This window comes from Sutterella megalosphaeroides (genome assembly GCF_003609995.1).
In the GTDB taxonomy this organism is placed as follows: Bacteria; Pseudomonadota; Gammaproteobacteria; order Burkholderiales; family Burkholderiaceae_F; genus Sutterella; species Sutterella megalosphaeroides.
Window position 1 is genome coordinate 630,001 of the sequence record NZ_AP018786.1, and the last position, 22,478, is coordinate 652,478.

Here is a 22,478-nt window from a genome sequence, read left to right on the forward strand (position 1 = left end):
AAAAGGGAAACAACCCAGACCGCCGGCTAAGGTCCCTAATATTGACTAAGTGGAAAACGAAGTGGGAAGGCTAAGACAGTCAGGAAGTTGGCTTAGAAGCAGCCATCCTTCAAAGAAAGCGTAATAGCTCACTGATCGAGTCTTCCTGCGCGGAAGATGTAACGGGGCTAAGTCAATAACCGAAGCCGCGGATGCACAGCAATGTGCGTGGTAGGGGAGCGTTCCGTAAGCCTGCGAAGGTGACTTGCAAAGGTTGCTGGAGGTATCGGAAGTGCGAATGCTGACATGAGTAACGTTAAAGCGGGTGAAAAGCCCGCTCGCCGTAAGCCCAAGGTTTCCTGCTCTACGTTCATCGGAGCAGGGTGAGTCGGCCCCTAAGGCGAGGCTGAGAAGCGTAGCTGATGGGAACAAGGTTAATATTCCTTGACCGCCGCCAAGTGCGAAGGGGGGACGGAGTATTGAAGATCATCCGGGTGTTGGAAGTCCCGGTTTCCGAGCGTAGGAAGTCGACAGGCAAATCCGTCGACGAATTTCCGAGGCGAAGGATCGAGGTTCTACGGAACCGAAGTGATTGGATGTGCTTCCAGGAAAAGCCTCTAAGCTCCAGCTTGGCGGGACCGTACCGCAAACCGACACTGGTGGGCGAGCTGAATATGCTCAGGCGCTTGAGAGAACTCAGGAGAAGGAACTCGGCAAATTGACACCGTAACTTCGGGATAAGGTGTGCCTTGGTAGCGTGAAGGGAGAAACACCCGGAGCGTGAAGAGGTCTCAGAGAATCGGTGGCTGCGACTGTTTACTAAAAACACAGCACTCTGCAAAGACGAAAGTCGACGTATAGGGTGTGATGCCTGCCCGGTGCTGGAAGATTAATTGATGGGGTGCAAGCTCCTGATCGAAGTCCCAGTAAACGGCGGCCGTAACTATAACGGTCCTAAGGTAGCGAAATTCCTTGTCGGGCAAGTTCCGACCTGCACGAATGGCATAACGATGGCCACACTGTCTCCTCCTGAGACTCAGTGAAGTTGAAGTGTTTGTGATGATGCAATCTCCCCGCGGCTAGACGGAAAGACCCCATGAACCTTTACTGTAGCTTTGCATTGGACTTTGAACCGATCTGTGTAGGATAGGCGGGAGACTGTGAAGCGAGGACGCCAGTTCTCGCGGAGTCGTCCTTGAAATACCGCCCTGATTTGTTTGAGGTTCTAACCTAGGTCAGTCATCCTGATCGGGGACCGTGCATGGTAGGCAGTTTGACTGGGGCGGTCTCCTCCTAAAGGGTAACGGAGGAGTGCGAAGGTACGCTAGGTACGGTCGGAAATCGTGCTGATAGTGCAATGGCAAAAGCGTGCTTGACTGCGAGACCGACAAGTCGAGCAGATACGAAAGTAGGTCATAGTGATCCGGTGGCTCTGTATGGAAGGGCCATCGCTCAACGGATAAAAGGTACTCTGGGGATAACAGGCTGATACCGCCCAAGAGTTCATATCGACGGCGGTGTTTGGCACCTCGATGTCGGCTCATCTCATCCTGGGGCTGTAGCCGGTCCCAAGGGTATGGCTGTTCGCCATTTAAAGAGGTACGTGAGCTGGGTTTAAAACGTCGTGAGACAGTTTTGTCCCTATCTGCCGTGGGCGTTGGAAGATTGACGGGGGCTGCTCCTAGTACGAGAGGACCGGAGTGGACTGACCTCTGGTGTACCGGTTGTCACGCCAGTGGCATCGCCGGGTAGCTATGTCGGGAAGAGATAACCGCTGAAAGCATCTAAGCGGGAAACTTGCCTGAAGATAAGTCTTCCTGGAGGCTTGACCTCCCTAAAGAGTCGTTCGAGACCAGGACGTTGATAGGTTGGGTGTGTAAGCGCTGTGAGGCGTTGAGCTAACCAATACTAATTGCTCGTGCAGCTTGATCCTATAACCGTGAAGCTTTTCTCCTGTCGGAGAGAACTTCGAAATCGATGGGCATCGCAGCCCGCTTCATTTCGATTCCGTACAAAATTCAAAGTTTTGTCTGGCGACCATAGCGAGGTGGCCCCACTCCTTCCCATTCCGAACAGGACAGTGAAACGCCTTAGCGTCGATGATAGTCGGTTGTATTTCCGGTGAAAGTAGAACATCGCCAGACTCCCCATTCGAGAACCCCCGGTGCTTCGGCATCGGGGGTTTTTGCTATTTATGAGAGGGTTGCTTTCGCAGCCCGCTCCCAAGAAGAAAAATTCGAAAATTTCGAAATTTTCCTCTTGACAAATCGAAATCACTCAAGTATGATTTCACTCCTGCGCTTCACGAAGCGCAGTGCTCTTTAAAAATCAGATTCAACGAACCGATAAGTGTGAACATCGGAAAGCGAGAGGTCGCTCAAACGACAACGTGTCCTCACGGGCACGGCTCGAAAATTTTACGAAGTTCGCACTTGTCTGATAGAAAGACGAAGGTTAATTCCTTCCTCTTTCAATTCCGGCGAGAGAGCGAAAAACAGAGATTGAACTGAAGAGTTTGATCCTGGCTCAGATTGAACGCTGGCGGCATGCTTTACACATGCAAGTCGAACGGCAGCACGGGGAGCTTGCTCCCGGGTGGCGAGTGGCGCACGGGTGAGTAATACATCGGAACGTGTCCTCTTGTGGGGGATAACAACCCGAAAGGGTTGCTAATACCGCATGAGACCTGAGGGTGAAAGCGGGGGATCGCAAGACCTCGCGCAAGGGGAGCGGCCGATGCCCGATTAGCTTGTTGGTGAGGTAAAGGCTCACCAAGGCGACGATCGGTAGCTGGTCTGAGAGGACGACCAGCCACACTGGGACTGAGACACGGCCCAGACTCCTACGGGAGGCAGCAGTGGGGAATTTTGGACAATGGGGGAAACCCTGATCCAGCCATGCCGCGTGCAGGATGAAGGTCTTCGGATTGTAAACTGCTTTTGTCAGGGACGAAAAGGTTTCGGTTAATACCCGGAACTGCTGACGGTACCTGAAGAATAAGCACCGGCTAACTACGTGCCAGCAGCCGCGGTAATACGTAGGGTGCAAGCGTTAATCGGAATTACTGGGCGTAAAGCGTGCGCAGGCGGTTCCGTAAGATAGATGTGAAATCCCCGGGCTTAACCTGGGAATTGCATTTATGACTGCGGGACTGGAGTTTATCAGAGGGGGGTGGAATTCCAAGTGTAGCAGTGAAATGCGTAGATATTTGGAAGAACACCAATGGCGAAGGCAGCCCCCTGGGATACGACTGACGCTCATGCACGAAAGCGTGGGGAGCAAACAGGATTAGATACCCTGGTAGTCCACGCCCTAAACGATGTCTACTGGTTGTTGGGGATTCATTTCCTTGGTAACGAAGCTAACGCGTGAAGTAGACCGCCTGGGGAGTACGGTCGCAAGATTAAAACTCAAAGGAATTGACGGGGACCCGCACAAGCGGTGGATGATGTGGATTAATTCGATGCAACGCGAAAAACCTTACCTAGCCTTGACATGCCAGGAATCCCGAAGAGATTTGGGAGTGCCCGCAAGGGAATCTGGACACAGGTGCTGCATGGCTGTCGTCAGCTCGTGTCGTGAGATGTTGGGTTAAGTCCCGCAACGAGCGCAACCCTTGTCACTAGTTGCTACGAAAGGGCACTCTAGTGAGACTGCCGGTGACAAACCGGAGGAAGGTGGGGATGACGTCAAGTCCTCATGGCCCTTATGGCTAGGGCCTCACACGTCATACAATGGTCGGAACAGAGGGCAGCGAAGCCGCGAGGCGGAGCAAATCCCAGAAAACCGATCGTAGTCCGGATTGCAGTCTGCAACTCGACTGCATGAAGTCGGAATCGCTAGTAATCGCGGATCAGCATGCCGCGGTGAATACGTTCCCGGGTCTTGTACACACCGCCCGTCACACCATGGGAGTGGGGTTCACCAGAAGACGTTTGTTTAACCGCAAGGAGGACGGCGTCCACGGTGGGCTTCATGACTGGGGTGAAGTCGTAACAAGGTAGCCGTACCGGAAGGTGCGGCTGGATCACCTCCTTTAAAGAGAGCAAGTCCGAACGGCCTGCCGCTCTTCACGGTGTTCACACTTATCCGTGTCGTTGAAATGATTTTCGAAGACAGGAATGTTCTTTAAAAATTTGGAAAAGAAATGAAGCGTTCAACTGAATGCGCCGGCTCTTGATGAGAGGGTCGGAGATGCAGCAGTTGAGGGTTGTGATTGCATTCATTTGATTTCATGAAGTTCTCAAGAACCGACATAAATCAGAGAAACAGCGAAACACGTTACAGGTTGCTTGTAGCTTTGAAGGCAAAAGGCTTCAGAGTTATAGGATCAAGTGACTAAGTGTATGTGGTGGATGCCTTGGCGATCACAGGCGATGAAGGACGTGACAGCCTGCGAAAAGCTGTGGGGAGCTGGCAAATAAGCTTTGATCCACAGGTCTCCGAATGAGGAAACTCACCTGTTTTACAGGTATTCATAACTGAATACATAGGTTATGAAGGCGAACGCGGTGAACTGAAACATCTAAGTAACCGCAGGAAAAGAAATCAACCGAGATTCCGAAAGTAGCGGCGAGCGAAATCGGAGAAGCCCTGTGTTTGATAATGACTTCGATACCGGAACGATCTGGAAAGTTCGGCTATAGAGGGTGACAGCCCCGTACGGGAAATCGCAGTCATGGTACTAAGAACACGACAAGTAAGGCGGGACACGTGACATCCTGTCTGAAGACGGGGGGACCATCCTCCAAGGCTAAATACTCGTGATCGACCGATAGTGAACCAGTACTGTGAAGGAAAGGTAAAAAGAACCCCGGGAGGGGAGTGAAATAGATCCTGAAACCGCATACATACAAACAGTAGGAGCCTCGTAAGGGGTGACTGCGTACCTTTTGCATAATGGGTCAGCGACTTACGTTCAATGGCAAGCTTAACCGTATAGGGGAGGCGCAGCGAAAGCGAGTTCGAACAGAGCGATTCAGTCGTTGGGCGTAGACCCGAAACCAGATGATCTATCCATGGCCAGGTTGAAGGTGTGGTAACACACACTGGAGGACCGAACCGACTAGTGTTGCAAAATTAGCGGATGAGCTGTGGATAGGGGTGAAAGGCTAAACAAATCTGGAGATAGCTGGTTCTCCCCGAAAACTATTGAGGTAGTGCCTCGTGTATGACTCCAGGGGGTAGAGCACTGTTATGGCTAGGGGGACATGGCGTCTTACCAAACCATGGCAAACTCCGAATACTTGGAAGTTTGAGCACGGGAGACAGAGCACCGGGTGCTAACGTCCGGACTCAAAAGGGAAACAACCCAGACCGCCGGCTAAGGTCCCTAATATTGACTAAGTGGAAAACGAAGTGGGAAGGCTAAGACAGTCAGGAAGTTGGCTTAGAAGCAGCCATCCTTCAAAGAAAGCGTAATAGCTCACTGATCGAGTCTTCCTGCGCGGAAGATGTAACGGGGCTAAGTCAATAACCGAAGCCGCGGATGCACAGCAATGTGCGTGGTAGGGGAGCGTTCCGTAAGCCTGCGAAGGTGACTTGCAAAGGTTGCTGGAGGTATCGGAAGTGCGAATGCTGACATGAGTAACGTTAAAGCGGGTGAAAAGCCCGCTCGCCGTAAGCCCAAGGTTTCCTGCTCTACGTTCATCGGAGCAGGGTGAGTCGGCCCCTAAGGCGAGGCTGAGAAGCGTAGCTGATGGGAACAAGGTTAATATTCCTTGACCGCCGCCAAGTGCGAAGGGGGGACGGAGTATTGAAGATCATCCGGGTGTTGGAAGTCCCGGTTTCCGAGCGTAGGAAGTCGACAGGCAAATCCGTCGACGAATTTCCGAGGCGAAGGATCGAGGTTCTACGGAACCGAAGTGATTGGATGTGCTTCCAGGAAAAGCCTCTAAGCTCCAGCTTGGCGGGACCGTACCGCAAACCGACACTGGTGGGCGAGCTGAATATGCTCAGGCGCTTGAGAGAACTCAGGAGAAGGAACTCGGCAAATTGACACCGTAACTTCGGGATAAGGTGTGCCTTGGTAGCGTGAAGGGAGAAACACCCGGAGCGTGAAGAGGTCTCAGAGAATCGGTGGCTGCGACTGTTTACTAAAAACACAGCACTCTGCAAAGACGAAAGTCGACGTATAGGGTGTGATGCCTGCCCGGTGCTGGAAGATTAATTGATGGGGTGCAAGCTCCTGATCGAAGTCCCAGTAAACGGCGGCCGTAACTATAACGGTCCTAAGGTAGCGAAATTCCTTGTCGGGCAAGTTCCGACCTGCACGAATGGCATAACGATGGCCACACTGTCTCCTCCTGAGACTCAGTGAAGTTGAAGTGTTTGTGATGATGCAATCTCCCCGCGGCTAGACGGAAAGACCCCATGAACCTTTACTGTAGCTTTGCATTGGACTTTGAACCGATCTGTGTAGGATAGGCGGGAGACTGTGAAGCGAGGACGCCAGTTCTCGCGGAGTCGTCCTTGAAATACCGCCCTGATTTGTTTGAGGTTCTAACCTAGGTCAGTCATCCTGATCGGGGACCGTGCATGGTAGGCAGTTTGACTGGGGCGGTCTCCTCCTAAAGGGTAACGGAGGAGTGCGAAGGTACGCTAGGTACGGTCGGAAATCGTGCTGATAGTGCAATGGCAAAAGCGTGCTTGACTGCGAGACCGACAAGTCGAGCAGATACGAAAGTAGGTCATAGTGATCCGGTGGCTCTGTATGGAAGGGCCATCGCTCAACGGATAAAAGGTACTCTGGGGATAACAGGCTGATACCGCCCAAGAGTTCATATCGACGGCGGTGTTTGGCACCTCGATGTCGGCTCATCTCATCCTGGGGCTGTAGCCGGTCCCAAGGGTATGGCTGTTCGCCATTTAAAGAGGTACGTGAGCTGGGTTTAAAACGTCGTGAGACAGTTTTGTCCCTATCTGCCGTGGGCGTTGGAAGATTGACGGGGGCTGCTCCTAGTACGAGAGGACCGGAGTGGACTGACCTCTGGTGTACCGGTTGTCACGCCAGTGGCATCGCCGGGTAGCTATGTCGGGAAGAGATAACCGCTGAAAGCATCTAAGCGGGAAACTTGCCTGAAGATAAGTCTTCCTGGAGGCTTGACCTCCCTGAAGAGTCGTTCGAGACCAGGACGTTGATAGGTTGGGTGTGTAAGCGCTGTGAGGCGTTGAGCTAACCAATACTAATTGCTCGTGCAGCTTGATCCTATAACCGTGAAGCTTTTCTCCTGTCGGAGAGAACTTCGAAATCGATGGGCATCGCAGCCCGCTTCATTTCGATTCCGTACAAAATTCAAAGTTTTGTCTGGCGACCATAGCGAGGTGGCCCCACTCCTTCCCATTCCGAACAGGACAGTGAAACGCCTTAGCGTCGATGATAGTCGGTTGTATTTCCGGTGAAAGTAGAACATCGCCAGACTCCCCATTCAAGAACCCTCGGTACTTCGGTGCCGGGGGTTTTTGTTTTGGATCGTGTATTCTTGGTGCACTCCGGGCCTCCCGACGACGGGACGGCCGGTCGAAGTTTCAGTAGCGAGAGGAGAGGGCCCCGAAGCACGAGGGCCCGCAGGTGATGAAGGACAGCGACGATCTTTTCGGCGGTACGCTCGGTGCGTTCGAACCGCCCGTTTCCGCCAAAGCGAAAGAGGAGAAAGGAGCCCGGGGCTCGAAGTCTTCCGGACGGCGTTCGGGGGCTGCGGCTTCCGACACGGCCCCCATGCTTGCGCCTCTCGCCGAGCGGTTGCGCCCCAAGACGCTCGACGAAGTGGTGGGTCAGAAGCATCTGATCGGACCGGGAGCCCCCTTGCGCGTTGCCTTTGAAAATCACCGTCCGCACTCGATGATTCTCTGGGGGCCGCCCGGGGTCGGGAAGACGACCTTGGCCCGTCTGATGGCAGGAGCCTTCGACCTTCCCTTCATCGCCATTTCCGCCGTCTTGGGCGGCGTCAAGGAAATCCGCGATGCGGTGGAAACGGCCCGCAACACGATGGCGCTCTCGGGAAAGCCCACGCTTCTCTTCGTCGACGAAGTGCACCGCTTCAGCAAGAGCCAGCAGGATGCGTTCCTTCCCCACGTCGAATCGGGCCTTTTCATCTTCGTGGGGGCGACGACCGAGAACCCCTCCTTCGAAGTGGTGAACGCGCTGCTGAGCCGCGCGACCGTCTATACGCTCGAAAGCCTCAAGGACGAGGAGGCACTCGAACTTCTTGAGCGTGCGCTCTCCCGCGAATTTCCCGATACGGCTTGGACCGACGAAGCCAAACGCATTCTCGTGACGCTTGCGGACGGGGATGCTCGACGGCTTCTCAACGCGGTCGACGTCGCGGGTACGATGGCGCGCGAGCGGCACGTTCCCGAAATCGATGCGGCGTTCCTGAGGAAAACGCTTCCCGCGACCCTGCGACGCTTCGACAAGGGGGGCGACAACTTCTACGACCAGATCAGCGCCATGCATAAGTCCGTGCGCGGGAGCGACCCCGATGCGGCCCTCTATTGGATGGTGCGGATGCTTGACGGCGGGTGCGATCCGCGCTACATCGCGCGTCGTGTCGTGCGGATGGCGATCGAAGACATTTCGCTTGCGGACCCGCGTGCGACGGAACTTGCCGTGGAGGCTGCCGAAATCTACGAGCGGCTCGGGAGTCCCGAAGGGGAGCTTGCGCTCGCTCAGGCCGTCGTGTACCTCGCGTGCGCTCCGAAGAGCAATGCGGTCTACAAGGCCTACAACGAGCTTAGGGCCTTCGTGAAAGAGGACGGTTCGCGCGCCGTCCCCATGCACCTTCGGAACGCCCCTACGAAACTCATGAAGGATCTCGGCTACCACGAGGGGTACCGCTACGCGCACGACGAACCCGGAGCCTTTGCCGCGGGGGAAATCTACCTTCCCGAAGGGCTCGAAGGCCGCAAGTGGTACCACCCGACGGATCGAGGGCTCGAAGTACGGATCGCCGAAAAGCTCGCGCGCCTTGACGCCCTCAACGAAGAGGCTCGGAAGGCCGGTCGCGGTCGGAGGAAAGAGAACTGAGGCAAAGGGCCTGAGGAGCTTCCCGAAGCACGACTGCGCGTACAACGCAAAAATGCGAAAATACGAAATCGCGCTCCGCGTGCGGGGTTGAGTTTCTCCCCCGAGCGCCCCGAGCGTCCGCTTTTCCCCAATCGGACGGCACGCCCCCCGACCGAGGCGTGCCGTTTCGGCATTTACTACATAGGACACTTCACCATGCTCGACATCGCCCTGCTCCGAAAGAACCTTCCGGAGGTCGTGGCTCGTCTCAAGACCCGCAATTTCGATTTCCCCGAGGCGGAATTCAATGCTCTTGAAGCGGAGCGCAAGTCCGTTCAAACGAAGACCGAAGAACTCCAGGCCAAGCGCAACACGCTCTCCAAGCAGATCGGGCTTGCGAAGAAGTCCGGTGAAGACGCCTCCGCTCTGATGGCCGAAGCGGGCCGCATCCCCGCAGAGCTCTCCGCCCTTGAAACGAAGCTCGACGAAATCCGCACGAAGCTCGAAGCGATGATGCTTCGCGTGCCGAATCTTCCGAACGAGTCCGTCCCCGTCGGCAAGGACGAAAGCGAAAACGTCGAAGTGCGTCGCTGGGGCACCCCCCGCACGTTCGACTTCGAGGTGAAGGACCACGTCGACGTGGGCGGTCCTCTCGGTCTCGACTTCGACACGGCCGCGAAGCTCTCGGGCTCGCGCTTTTGCTTCATGCGCGGTCAGGTCGCGCGCCTCCACCGAGCGCTCGCTCAGTTCATGCTGAACACGCACACGCAGGAAAACGGCTACACCGAGTGCTATACCCCCTACATCGTGACCGCCTCGACGATGCGCGGCACGGGGCAGCTGCCGAAGTTCGAAGAAGACCTCTTCGCCGCGAAGAAGGGCGGCGCCGAAGGCGACGGCGAACAGATGTACCTCGTTCCGACCGCCGAAGTGACGCTCACGAACCAGGTTTCGGGCCGCATGCTGAAGGCCTCCGAACTTCCGATCCTCGTCACGGCCCACACGCCCTGTTTCCGCTCCGAAGCCGGCGCCTACGGTCGCGACACGCGCGGCATGATCCGTCAGCACCAGTTCGACAAGGTCGAAATGGTTCGCATCGTGCGTCCGGAACGCTCCTACGCGCACCTCGAACAGATGACCGCCAACGCCGAAGGGATCCTCCAGAAGCTCGGCCTTCCCTACCGCGTCGTTGCGCTTTCGACGGGCGACATGGGCTTTTCGGCCGCGAAGACCTACGACCTCGAAGTGTGGCTTCCCGCGCAGAACACGTACCGCGAAATCAGCTCCTGCTCGAACTGCGAAGACTTCCAGGCCCGCCGCATGGGCACGCGCTTCAAGGACGAAGAAGGTCGCACGCGTTACGTCCACACCCTGAACGGCTCGGGCCTGGCCGTGGGCCGCACGCTCGTCGCGGTGCTCGAAAACTATCAGAACGCCGACGGCTCCGTGACGGTCCCCGAAGTGCTCCGCCCCTACATGGGCGGCCTTGAAGTTCTCCGTCCGGCCGAAGCGAAGTAATCGCGCTATACTCCCCGTCGGGTGACCAACACACCCGTCGGGAGCAAGGGGCGAAGCATTCGTGCTTCGCCCCTTGCGCTTTTCCGCACTCCGAATGCCCTCGAATGCGGTCTCCAGGCGGTCTTTCGCGCTTTTCGCCTCTCCCGCAGTCCCCGAAAAGAAAAAAGAAGAAATTTTTTCGTCGCCTCTTGCTTTTTTCAAATTCATGCTGTAATATTCGAATTCTCCTCTGACGCGGAAGGGTGGCAGAGAGGTCGAATGCGCCGGACTCGAAATCCGGTATACGGTTATACCGTATCGTGGGTTCGAATCCCACCCCTTCCGCCAGAGCCCAAATTCCGAACCCCGAACGGTTTGACTGTTCGGGGTTCTTCGTTTGCGGCGGTCGGACGCGAAAACCTGCGTGTTAAAATTCGCACGGTACGGCGCGCGACGGCATCCGTTTCCGAGCTCCCTTTTTTGCGAAGACCGACTCCTCCCCGCGCCTTGCGCGCGGAGAACCCGTTCTATGGCGAAACTCTCACCTCCCTTCGTCATCGAGGCTGCGCTCCTTTCGGCTTCGAAGCCCGTGAGTTTGCGGGACCTGCGCCGCCTCTTCAACGACAAGCTTTCCGCCAAGGCGGTGCGCGAGCACCTCGAGGAGCTGCGCGCCTTCTGGTCCGGTCGCGGCTTGCGGCTCGTGGAGGTTGCGGACGGCTGGCGCTTTCAGACGACCGAGGAAACGGGGACGTATTTGAAGCGGTTGGAGCCCGAGCGCGAACGCCGCTACTCCCGGGCTGCCATGGAGACGCTCGCCGTCATCGCTTACCGACAGCCCGTCACGCGCGGCGATATCGAAGCGGTGCGCGGCGTCGCGGTGAACCCGGCCATATTGAAGCAGTTCGAGGAACGCGGATGGATCGAAGTGATCGGCCGCAGGGAGACGCCCGGGCGTCCCGAACTCCTCGCCACCACGAAACAGTTTTTGAGTGACCTCGGGTTGAAGTCCGTTGCGGACCTGCCTGCGGTCGAAGCGGTTCCCGAACCCGAGTTCGAACTCGGCTTGCGGGACGAGACGGGTGACGCGCCTCCCGCAGAGGCCGCCCCAAAGGAATCCGATTGTGAAGAAGACCGTTAACGCACGCAAAGGGGCGGGCCCCTCGAAGTCGAAGAAGACGCCGTTCCGTCGCCCCGGGCAGGCTTTCCAGGGCGAACGCGGCGCCTCGCGCCGCACGGGCGGACGCGCTTCCGGGCGCTCGCTCCACGCGATCAACCCGGGTGACGCTTACGACCGCCTCGGTCCCGCGGACAGCTCGATGCCCGAAGGGCTGGCCGAAAGCCCCCTCGCGCTTGAGATCATCAACCGCGCGCGTGCCGCGAAGAAAACCGTCGAACTCCCGACGGAAAAGCTCCAGAAGGTGCTCGCCGACGCGGGTCTGGGCTCGCGCCGCGACATGGAAGCGCTGATTGCTCGGGGCGTTGTGACCGTGAACGGCCAGACCGCCCGCGTGGGCGACCGAGTGAGCGCTGCGGACGCGATCCGCATCGAAGGGCGCCTCGTGCACCGCAAGAGCACCGAGTCGCCGACGCCGCGCGTGCTCATGTACCACAAGCCCGCGGGTGAAATCGTCTCGCGCGACGACCCCGAAGGCCGTCCGAGCGTCTTTCACGGGCTGCCGCGCGTGCCGGGCGCCCGTTGGGTGGCGGTGGGTCGTCTCGACTTCAATACGGAAGGGTTGCTTCTCTTCACGACCTCGGGGTCGCTGGCGAACCGTCTCATGCACCCGCGCTACGAGATCGAGCGCGAATACGCCGTGCGCGTGATCGGCGAACTCGAAGCCGAAGCGATGCAGGAACTGACAAAGGGAGTCATGCTCGAGGACGGCATGGCGAAGTTCGACGAACTCCACGACGAGGGCGGTACGGGCCTCAACCACTGGTACCGCGTGAAGATCCGCGAAGGGCGCAACCGCGAAGTGCGCCGTCTCTTCGAAGCGGTGGGTTCCGTCGTCTCGCGCCTCATCCGCATCCGCTACGGTGCGGTGAGCCTTCCGAAGAATCTGCCCCGCGGCAAGAAGATGGAACTCACGCCCGAAGAAGTGCGTGCGTGGCTCTTGGATCTTGACGAAGCGGAAAAGAAGATGGCGGCCGCCGCTCCCGCGAAGGCGGAGGCGAAGAAATTGGAAAAGTCGCAGGCGCGACTTCGCGCGCGGGCGCTCGCCCGCGAAGCCGAAGAGGGCCGCAAGCCCGAAGCGAAGGCGGACCGCAAGGGCGAACGCTTCAAGAAGTCGGGGGCGAGCGACCGCACGGGCGTGCCCTTTGCCGAGGCGCGTGACCTTTCGGATCGTCCGACCCAGGGGAAGCGCCCCGGGAAGAAGCCCGCGCGTCGCGGTTGAGGCCACAGAGGCCGCAGTACCCGAAGAAGCGCACGCAGCCTTGACAAGAGGCTCTTTGCGCGCGCTTCGCCCGCCCGGGGTTCTTCGCTCGAAAACAAGGGACTTATCCTTGCAGGCGAGCGAAAGATCCCCTAAAATCACGTGCATTCATCGATCGGCCGCCCTCGGACTCCTTTTTTCGTCCGGGGCGTATCGGACGCTTTCGGGGTTGCGACCCCGGCCTCCGGTCGATCGATCTGTCACTTTCAGGTGCCGCGCGACGGCCTTCCCGATCGGGGAAGGGCCGACACCGCACAGGCGCAACCCTTCGCCCGACCCTCTAGAAAATCTCTCTCGCAACGAAGAAGGAGATCCGAGGTGCTCGGTGCGCTCGCCGACGAGGACCCTCAGCGGTCGTTCGACGGCAAAAAGGGTCTTGGGATGGGCGTATGCCCATTTTTTTTTGGTGTTTTCCGGTGCGACGAGCCCGTAGCGGGCCCGCATCGGTCCTCTTTTTCGAAGGAATTGACGTTGATGATGAATTCGGCAGCGCTCAACGAGCTCGTCGAACGCACGGTCGAAGGGATGGGGTACGAATTCGTGGAATTCGAACGCCTCGCCCGCGGTCTCGTGCGCGTGACGATCGACACGACGGCCGAGGGCGGCATCTCGCTCGAAGACTGCGAGGCCGTGAGCGAACAGCTCTCCCACCTCTTTACGGTCGAGTCGGTCGATTACGAACGGCTCGAAGTTTCGTCCCCGGGCGTGGAACGCCCCCTCAAGCGCGCCCGCGACTGGTCGCGCTTTGCGGGCGAACTGGCGCATGTTGAACTCTTCGCCCCCCTCAAGGCCGAAGGCTTCCCCGAAGCGGGGCGCCGCAAGCTCGAAGGGCGCATTGTCTCGATCGAGGGCGAATCGGGTGCCGAAACGATCACGTTCGATTTCTTCGAGGTCGACGTGGCCCGTACGCCGGGCGCCGCTCATCTGCGCTCGCGCTCGAAGAAGGCCGCCGCGCCCGCCGAACCCGTGCGCGTGAGCTTTGCGCTCGCCGACGTGGACCGTGCGAACCTCATTGCCGTTTTGAACTTTAAGGGGTAATTCAAATGAACTGCCGCGAAATGCTTGAACTCGTCGACGTGCTCGCTCGTGAGAAAAACGTCGAGAAGGACACGGTTTTCGACGTGCTCGAAATCGCTCTGGCCGTCGCCGTCAAGCGCGCCCGCTTCCCGGGCGAAGACGCCGACGTCGTCGTGCACGTCAACCGCGCGACGGGCGAATTCACGGCCGCGCGCCGCTGGATCGTCGTGGCCGACGAAGAGGGCCTGATGGAGCCCGATCGTCAGGAAATGTTCTCGGACATTCACGACGAATACCCCGACCTGGTTCCCGGCGACTTCGTCGAACGTCCCATTGAAAACGTCGATACCGACAGCGCCGGCCGCCGCTTTGCTCAGGACGCCAAGCAGGTGATTCTGCAGCGTCTGCGCGACGCCGAACGCGAACAGATCTTGAAGGAATTCCTCGAGAAGAACGAATCGATCGTCACGGGGACCGTCAAGCGCATGGACAAGGGCGACGCCATCGTCGAAGTGGGCCGCCTCGAAGCGCGTCTGCCGCGCAACCAGATGATCCCGCGCGAAAACGTCCGTACGGGCGACCGCGTGCGCGCGATCGTCGACCGCGTGGCCGAGCTTCCGAAGGGTAAGACCGTGCTCCTTTCGCGCACCTCGCCCGAATTCATGAAGAAGCTCTTCGAACTCGAAGTGCCCGAAATCGAAGAAGGCATCATCGAGATCAAGGCCTGCGCGCGCGACGCCGGTCTTCGCGCCAAGATCGCCGTGCGCTCGCACGATCACCGCGTCGACCCGATCGGCACCTGCATCGGCATGCGCGGCTCGCGCGTCAATGCGGTGACGACCGAACTCTCGGGCGAACGCATCGACATCGTCGTCTGGAACGAAGATCCCGCGCAGTTCGTCGTGGGCGCTCTCGAACCCGCGAAGGTCCGTTCGATCGTGATGCTCGAAGAAACGCACACGATGGAAGTCGTCGTCGACGAAGACAACCTCGCGATCGCGATCGGTCGCGGCGGTCAGAACGTGCGCCTCGCGTCCGAACTGACGGGCTGGCAGATCAACATCCTCACGGAAGCCGAAGCGAACGAAAAGCGCGACGAAGAAACCTCGAAGATTCGCAACGAATTCATGAAGGATCTCGACATCGACGAAGCCGCCGCCGACGTGCTCATCTCCGAAGGCTTCTCCTCGATCGAAGAAATCGCCTACGTGCCCGAAAAGGAACTCTTCGCGATCGAAGCGTTCGACCGTGAAACGATCGAAGAACTTCGCCAGCGCGCCCGCAACAAGATTCTCGCCGACGCGATCACGCGCGAAGAAAACCTTCGCAAGGCCGACAAGGGCCTCCTCGAACTCGACGGCATGGACAACGACCTCGCGAACGCGCTCGTCGGCAAGGGCGTCGCCAGCCTCGACGACCTCGGGGAACTCGCCACCGAAGAGCTCGTCGAAATGACGGGCATCGACGAAGAGCGCGCCAAGAAGCTCATCATGTCGGCTCGCGAACACTGGTTCAAGAGCGAAGAGTAAGTCAACAACACTAAATCCGCGTGCCCTTCGCAAAGCGGATGCGGCGCCCGGGGGCGTGCTCCTTCCTTGGTACGAAGGAGCCCGCCGCAGGGCCGAGGGCACGGGCGCGGACGGGATTTCGTTCGGACGTGCGCAACCGAAGCGCTTTCCCGACGAAACCCGACCGACGCCTCAAGTCCGCATCAAGGAGTAAGGAACTTATGGCCAGCAAGACGGTGAACGAATTTGCTCAGGAACTCAAGGTTGCCGCCAAAACGCTTTTGGCGCAGCTGAAGGCCGCGGGCGTTCACAAGAAGAGCGAAACGGACGAGTTGAGCGAAACCGACAAGACGCGTCTTCTCGACAGCCTTCGCGCCGAGCGCACGCAGAGCGCGCAGCGCAAGATCACGGTGACCCGCAAGGAAACGAGCGTCATCAAGCAGAGCGACGCCTCGGGCCGCGCGCATACGATTCAGGTCGAAGTGCGCCGCAAGCGCGTCTTCATGAAGAACCCCCAGGCGCTCGCCGAAGAAGCCGCGCAGCGTGAAATCGCGCAGCGCGAAGCCGAAGAGGCCGCCCGCCGAGAGGCCGAAGAAGCCGCGCGTCTCGAAGCCGAACGCATCGCCCGCGAAGAAGCCGCGAAGAAGGCGGCCGAAGAAGAAGAGCGCCGCCGCCGCGAAGAGGCCGAACGCCTCGAAGCCGAACGTCGCGCCCGCGAAGAAGCCGAACGCAAGGCCGCTCAGGAACGCGCCGAAGCCGCGGCCCGCGCTGCCGCCGAAGCCAAGGAGCGCGAAGAAGCCCTCCGTCAGAACGCTTCGAACGACGCCGAAATGAAGGCCGCCCGCCGCGAAGCCGAAAAGGCGAAGCTCGACGCCGAAGTCGCCGAAGCGACCGCCAAGCGCCTCGAAGCCGAAGCCAAGAAGCGCGCCGAAGACGAAGCCCGCCGCGCCGAAGCGCGTCGTCGTGCCGAAGAAGAAGCCCGTCGCATTCGCGAAATGATGAACCGCAAAGCGGGCGTCCTCACCGCGAAGAAGCCCGCCAAGGCCGAAAAGCCCGCGGAAAAGGCTCCGGAAAAGGCGGCCGAAAAGCCCCAGACCAAGAAGGCCGAGCCGAAGAAGGCTCCGCGTCAGGAGGCGCCTGCCGCCAACACCGGCACGACCGAAAAGAAGGGGCATCCCTCCGACAAGAAGAAGAGCCGCACGGGCGGCTCCCGCTGGGACGACGACAACCAGAAGCGCCGCGTCATCAAGACGCGCGGCGAAGACGATTCGCAGAGCTCGGGTTGGCGCACCGCGCGCGGCCGCCGCAGCCAGGACCGTCATCGTCAGGACGCGCCCGTGCAGGTTTCGCAGGAACCGATCGTGCGCGACGTGCAGGTGCCCGAAACGATTTCCGTTGCCGACCTCGCCCACAAGATGAGCGTCAAGGCGACCGAAGTCATCAAGACCCTCATGCAGATGGGTCAGATGGTCACCATCAACCAGATGCTCGACCAGGATACGGCGATGCTCGTCGTCGAAGAAATGGGCCACAACGCGATCGCCGCCAAGGCCGACGACCCCGAAGCGTTCCTCGGCGAACTCGCGCAGAAGAACGACTACGAAGCGCTGCCGCGTCCGCCGGTCGTCACGATCATGGGTCACGTCGACCACGGCAAGACGTCGCTTCTCGACTACATCCGTCGCGCGAAGGTTGCCGCGGGTGAAGCGGGCGGCATCACGCAGCACATCGGTGCCTACCATGTGAAGACGCCCCGCGGCATCGTCACGTTCCTCGACACCCCGGGTCACGAAGCCTTTACGGCCATGCGCGCCCGCGGTGCTCAGGCGACCGACATCGTCATTCTCGTGGTGGCGGCCGACGACGGCGTCATGCCCCAGACGAAGGAAGCCATCTCGCACGCTCGTGCGGCGGGCGTGCCTCTCGTCGTGGCGATCAACAAGATCGACAAGCCCGAAGCCAATCCCGACCGCGTGAAGCAGGAACTCGTCGCCAACGAAGTCATGCCCGAAGAGTGGGGCGGCGACGTGCCCTTCTGCGAAGTGTCCGCGAAGACCGGCCTGGGCGTCGACGAGCTTCTCGAGAACGTCCTCCTTCAGGCCGAAATGCTTGAACTCAAGGCTCCCGTCGACGGTCCCGCCCGCGGCCTCGTGATCGAATCGCGCCTCGACAAGGGGCGCGGCCCGGTCGCGTCGATCCTCGTTCAGGCGGGCACGCTCCACCGCGGCGACGTCGTTCTCGTCGGCGCCGAATACGGTCGCGTCCGTGCGATGATCAACGAACTCGGCAAGGCCCAGAACACGGCCGGCCCCTCGATCCCGGTCGAAATCCAGGGTCTTTCGGGCGTTCCCGCTGCGGGCGACGAAGTGATCGTGCTTGCGGACGAACGCAAGGCGCGCGAAATCGCGCTCTTCCGTCAGGGCAAGTACCGCGACGTGAAGCTCGCGAAGGCGCACGCCACGAACCTCGCGAACCTCTTCAGCGACGTGGGCGAAGGTGAAGTGAAGACGCTTCCCCTCATCATCAAGGCCGACGTTCAGGGCTCGCAGGAAGCGCTCATCCACGCGCTCACGAAGCTCTCGAACGACGAAGTGCGCGTCTCGATCGTGCACGCGGCCGTGGGCGGGATCTCGGAATCCGACGTCAACCTCGCCGCCGCGTCGAAGGGCGTCATCATCGGCTTCAACGTCCGCGCCGACGCCCAGGCCCGCAAGCTTGCCGAACTCGAAGGTATCGACATCCGCTACTACAACATCATCTACGACGCCGTGGATGACGTGAAGGCGGCTCTCGGCGGCATGCTTTCCCCGGAAATGCGCGAAACGCCGCTCGGTCTCGTCGAAATCCGCCAGATCATTCGCGTTCCGAAGGTCGGCAACATCGCGGGCTGCCGCGTGCTCGAAGGTCTCGTGCGCCGCAACGCGAAGGTTCGCCTCCTGCGCGACAACGTCGTCATCTGGACGGGCGAACTCGCGAGCCTCAAGCACTTCAAGGACGACGTGCGCGAGGTGAAGGCGGGCAACGAATGCGGTTTGTCGCTCAAGGGCTACGAAGACATCCGCGAACTCGATCAGCTCGAAGTCTTCGAAGTGACCGAAGTCGCCCGTACGCTCTAAGCGAGGCGGCGACACCCCCGGCCGATCCGATCGAACGATCGAAGAAGGTCGGGGGGCCGTGAGTCCGACGGCCCGCCGTTCTCGCACAGTACGGCGGGCCTTTTGATTCAAGGCTCCCCGCTTCTTAGCGGGCGGGAGCCCACTGGAAAATACGTCAAGGAACACCACGTGAAAGCCAAGAAACCCGGTCGAGCTCAGCGCGTCGGCGATCAGATCGCGCGCGACCTCGCCAAACTCATTCCTCTTGAAGTGCGCGATCCGCGCGTCGGTCTCGTGACGATTACGGGCTGCGAAGTGACGCCCGACTACGCGCACGCCAAGGTTTATTTCACCGTGCTCGGAAGCGACCCCGCCGAAAGCGTGGCGGGTCTCAACGCCGCCGCGGGGATGCTGCGCAACCGCCTTTTCCGCGAGCTGCGCATCCATACGGTGCCGACGCTCCACTTCGCGCACGACACGAGCGTCGCGAAGGGCTTCGAAATGGACGCCCTCATCAAGAAGGCGATGGCCGTGACGGGCCCGGCCGAATCCGACGAATCGGACGACGATTCGAACGCTCCTTCGGGGAAGGCCGACTGATGGGCCGCACGAAAAAGGGCGACCCCGTCGACGGGGTGATGCTCCTCGACAAGCCCCTGGGCATGAGTTCGAACGGTGCCGTGCAAAAGGTTCGACGCCTTCTCAACGCGCAGAAAGCGGGCCATACCGGTACGCTCGACCCGATGGCGACGGGCCTTTTGCCCCTCTGCTTCGGGAACGCGACGAAGTTTTCCGCCGACCTCCTGGATGCCGACAAGGGTTACACCGCCCGCGTGAAGCTCGGCGTCACGACGACGACGGGCGACGTCGAAGGGGAAGTGCTCGAAACGCGCGACGTTTCGGGCGTCACCCTTGAAGCCGTCGAACGGGCCGCCCGGAGCTTCTTGGGCGAAATCGAACAGATTCCGCCCATGTACTCCGCCCTCAAAAAGGACGGGCGGTGCCTCTACGAGCTCGCCCGCCGGGGCGAGACGGTCGAGCGCGAGCCGCGCCGTGTGGTCATTCGCGAGATCACCGTGTCCGATTTCGACGGCGAGTCGTTTACAATGTCGACGCTCGTTTCGAAGGGCACCTACATCCGGGTGCTTGCCGAAGACATCGGCCGCGCGCTCGGCACGGGCGCGCACCTGACGGCGCTTCGCCGCACGCGCGTCGGTCATTTGACCCTTGACAAGGCCGTCACCGTGGAAACCCTCGAAGCGCTCGGCACGCCCGAAGCGGTCCGCGTTAAACTGACGCCCTCCGACGCGTTGCTCTCGACCCTGGAGCCCGTGCGGCTCGAGGCCGAAGCCGCCAAGCGGTTCCTTTTCGGGCAGTGTCTGCCGCTCGGTCTCGCGCTCCGAGGCCGCGTGCGCGTCTACGACGACGCCGGGATGCTTCTCGGCACCGCGCTCGTCGACGAGCGCGGGGTGCTCGCGCCCGAACGGCTCATCGCCCATTGATATTCCGCACCGAATTCTTTACCTCTTAATCTCGACTCTTCATCATGACCCGAGCCATCCGCAACATTGCGATCATCGCGCACGTCGACCACGGCAAGACCACGATGGTGGACCGCCTCCTTCAGAGCGCGGGCACCTTCCGTGAAAACCAGCAAGTCGCCGAGCGCGTCATGGATTCGAACGACCTCGAACGCGAACGCGGCATTACGATTCTCGCCAAGAACTGCGCCGTCGAATACCAAGGCACGCACATCAACATCATCGACACCCCGGGGCACGCGGACTTCGGCGGCGAAGTCGAACGCGTTCTCTCGATGGTCGACGGCGTGCTGCTCCTCGTCGACGCCGTCGAAGGCCCGATGCCGCAGACGCGCTTCGTGACCCGCAAGGCCCTCGCTCAGGGCTTGAAGCCCATCGTCGTCGTCAACAAGATCGACCGTCCGGGCGCCCGTCCCGACTGGGTCGTCAACCAGACGTTCGACCTCTTCGACAAGCTCGGCGCGACCGAAGACCAGCTCGACTTCCCCGTGATCTACGCTTCGGCCCTGAACGGCTTTGCGGGCTACACGACGGACGTCGAAGAACTGAAGAAGGTGGGCGACATGCGCGCCGTCTTCGACACCGTCATCAAGTACGTTCCCGTGCGCGACGACAATCCCGACGGCCCCCTGATGATGCAGATCTGCTCGCTCGACTACTCGAGCTACGTGGGCAAGATCGGCGTGGGTCGCGTCCACCGCGGCCGCATCCGCCCGAACATGGAAGTCGCGATCATGAACGGTCCCGACGACACCCCGAAGCGCGTGAAGGTCAACCAGATCCTCAAGTTCGAAGGGCTCGACCGCATGCTCGTCGACGAAGCCGAAGCGGGCGACATCATTCTTGTGAACGGCATCGAAGACCTCGCGATCGGCACGACCATCACGGACCTTCAGCAGCCCGAAGCGCTCCCGATGCTGCGCGTGGACGAACCGACCCTCACGATGAACTTCCAGGTCAACTCCTCCCCGCTCGCGGGCCGCGAAGGGAAGTTCGTCACGTCGCGTCAGATCCGCGAACGACTCGAGCGCGAACTGAAGTCGAACGTCGCCATGCGCGTTCGCCCCACCTCGGACGAAACCGTCTGGGAAGTGGCCGGCCGCGGCGAACTGCACCTCACGATTCTTCTCGAAAACATGCGTCGCGAAGGGTATGAGCTCGCCGTCTCGCGTCCGCGCGTTCTTCTGAAAGAAGTGAACGGCGAAAAGCAGGAACCGTACGAACTCCTCACGGTCGACGTCGAAGAAGAACACCAGGGCGCCGTCATGGAAGAGCTCGGCCGCCGCAAGGGCGACCTCCAGGACATGCAGCCCGACGGCAAGGGCCGCGTGCGTCTCGAATACCGCATCCCCGCCCGCGGTCTCATCGGCTTCCAGAGCCTCTTCATGACGATGTGCCGCGGCACGGGCATCATGAGCCACGTCTTCGACGACTACGGTCCCATCAAGCAGGGCGACGTGGGCGAACGCCGTTCGGGCGTGATCATCTCGCAGGACGACGGCGAAGCCGTGGCCTACGCCCTCTGGAAGATCCAGGAACGCGGCCGCCTCTTCGTCAACCCCGGCGACAAGCTCTACGAAGGCATGATCATCGGCGAACACTCGCGTGAAAACGACATCGTCGTCAATCCGATCCGCGGCAAGCAGCTCACCAACATCCGCGCTTCGGGCACCGACGAAGCCATCCGCCTCGTTCCGCCCGTGAAGCTCACGCTCGAATCGGCCGTCGAATTCATCAACGACGACGAACTCGTGGAAATCACGCCGCAGTCGATCCGTCTGCGCAAGCGCTACCTGAAGGACTTCGAACGCAAGCGCGCCGCGCGTGCGGAAGAAAAGACCTTCGGTTGATCGCCCGGCGTCGCCATGACGAAGAAAAAGAAAGCCTTGCCCGAGAACTGCCCCTGCGGGAGCGGTCTCGCGTACGCGGCCTGTTGCGGGGCGCTCCATGCGGGCGCTCGGGCGGCGACGCCCGAAGCGCTCATGCGCAGTCGCTATGCGGCCTACGCCCTCGGGCTTGAAGACTATCTTCTTTCCACCTGGGCGCCCGAAACGCGTCCGGAGCGGATTTTCGAGCCGGGCGAAGCGCCCTTCAAGTGGGTGTCCCTTGAGGTGCGCGCTTCGGGCGAAACGCCGGGGGCGGGGGGCGAACCCGATACGGGGTTCGTCGACTTCGTCGCCCGCGCGCGATCGAGCCGCGGGGCGGTGAAGCTTGCCGAACATTCGCGCTTCCGACGCGAGAAGACGGGAGCCTCGGCCGACCGTTGGCTCTACGTCGACGGCGACATCGAGGAGTGAGGGGCTGTCGGTCCCTCCCTGCCGCAACGGATCGATCCGAACCGAACGGAAGCCGTCCGACCGGAAGTCGTCTTCCGGCCGGACGATTTTTTTTTGAAACGACCT

The 22,478-nt window shown here is 60.1% G+C and carries 11 protein-coding genes, 1 tRNA gene and 5 rRNA genes (1 of these 17 running past the window's edge); all 17 read left to right on the forward strand.

Features of this window, described 5'->3' with window-relative positions:
* Positions 1-1,912: ribosomal RNA gene (locus S6FBBBH3_RS02940) — 23S ribosomal RNA — on the forward strand; it begins 969 nt to the left of the window's first position.
* Positions 1,913-2,008: 96 nt separating this feature from the next.
* A 5S ribosomal RNA gene (gene rrf / locus S6FBBBH3_RS02945) occupies positions 2,009-2,123 on the forward strand.
* 359 nt (positions 2,124-2,482) lie between these two features.
* A 16S ribosomal RNA gene (locus S6FBBBH3_RS02950) occupies positions 2,483-4,017 on the forward strand.
* A 290-nt stretch (positions 4,018-4,307) separates the two neighbouring features.
* Positions 4,308-7,188, forward strand: a 23S ribosomal RNA gene (locus tag S6FBBBH3_RS02955).
* Positions 7,189-7,284: 96 nt separating this feature from the next.
* A 5S ribosomal RNA gene (gene rrf, locus S6FBBBH3_RS02960) occupies positions 7,285-7,399 on the forward strand.
* The 16S, 23S and 5S rRNA genes sit together here, the layout of an rRNA operon.
* Positions 7,400-7,696: 297 nt before the next feature.
* Complete coding sequence (locus S6FBBBH3_RS02965; RefSeq protein ID WP_232008847.1) at positions 7,697-9,004, forward strand: replication-associated recombination protein A; 1,308 nt, start codon at positions 7,697-7,699, stop codon at positions 9,002-9,004.
* 195 nt (positions 9,005-9,199) lie between these two features.
* Positions 9,200-10,501 (forward strand): serine--tRNA ligase, encoded by a 1,302-nt coding sequence (gene serS, locus S6FBBBH3_RS02970; RefSeq protein ID WP_120176343.1) that lies wholly within the window; start codon positions 9,200-9,202, stop codon positions 10,499-10,501.
* Positions 10,502-10,737: 236 nt separating this feature from the next.
* Positions 10,738-10,828: transfer RNA gene (locus S6FBBBH3_RS02975), tRNA-Ser, on the forward strand.
* Positions 10,829-11,009: 181 nt separating this feature from the next.
* Positions 11,010-11,618, forward strand: a complete 609-nt coding sequence (gene scpB, locus S6FBBBH3_RS02980) for an SMC-Scp complex subunit ScpB (RefSeq protein ID WP_120176344.1) — start codon at positions 11,010-11,012, stop codon at positions 11,616-11,618.
* Positions 11,602-12,876 carry a 23S rRNA pseudouridine(2605) synthase RluB gene (gene rluB, locus S6FBBBH3_RS11365; RefSeq protein WP_331813072.1) on the forward strand — a complete coding sequence of 425 codons (1,275 nt, stop codon included), beginning with the start codon at positions 11,602-11,604 and terminating at the stop codon, positions 12,874-12,876. The genes scpB and rluB overlap by 17 nt, the downstream gene beginning before the upstream one ends.
* 513 nt (positions 12,877-13,389) lie before the next feature.
* A complete protein-coding gene (locus S6FBBBH3_RS02990; RefSeq protein WP_120176345.1) occupies positions 13,390-13,953 on the forward strand; it encodes a ribosome maturation factor RimP in 564 nt (187 codons plus the stop codon).
* Between the two features lie 5 nt (positions 13,954-13,958).
* Complete coding sequence (gene nusA, locus S6FBBBH3_RS02995; protein ID WP_120176346.1) at positions 13,959-15,461, forward strand: transcription termination factor NusA; 1,503 nt, start codon at positions 13,959-13,961, stop codon at positions 15,459-15,461.
* Between the two features lie 200 nt (positions 15,462-15,661).
* Positions 15,662-18,556, forward strand: coding sequence for a translation initiation factor IF-2 (gene infB / locus S6FBBBH3_RS03000; RefSeq protein WP_120176347.1), 2,895 nt, complete (start codon positions 15,662-15,664; stop codon positions 18,554-18,556).
* A 168-nt stretch (positions 18,557-18,724) separates the two neighbouring features.
* A complete protein-coding gene (rbfA, locus tag S6FBBBH3_RS03005) occupies positions 18,725-19,135 on the forward strand; it encodes a 30S ribosome-binding factor RbfA (RefSeq protein WP_120176348.1) in 411 nt (136 codons plus the stop codon).
* Positions 19,135-20,037 (forward strand): tRNA pseudouridine(55) synthase TruB, encoded by a 903-nt coding sequence (gene truB, locus S6FBBBH3_RS03010; protein WP_120176349.1) that lies wholly within the window; start codon positions 19,135-19,137, stop codon positions 20,035-20,037. The genes rbfA and truB overlap by 1 nt, the downstream gene beginning before the upstream one ends.
* 44 nt (positions 20,038-20,081) lie before the next feature.
* The gene (typA, locus tag S6FBBBH3_RS03015) at positions 20,082-21,926 is read left to right on the forward strand and encodes a translational GTPase TypA (RefSeq protein WP_120176350.1); all 1,845 of its coding nucleotides are present in this window, start codon (positions 20,082-20,084) and stop codon (positions 21,924-21,926) included.
* A 15-nt stretch (positions 21,927-21,941) separates the two neighbouring features.
* Entirely contained in the window at positions 21,942-22,373 is a 432-nt protein-coding gene (locus S6FBBBH3_RS03020) for a YchJ family protein (RefSeq protein ID WP_120176351.1), read from the forward strand.
* Positions 22,374-22,478: the final 105 nt, after the last annotated feature.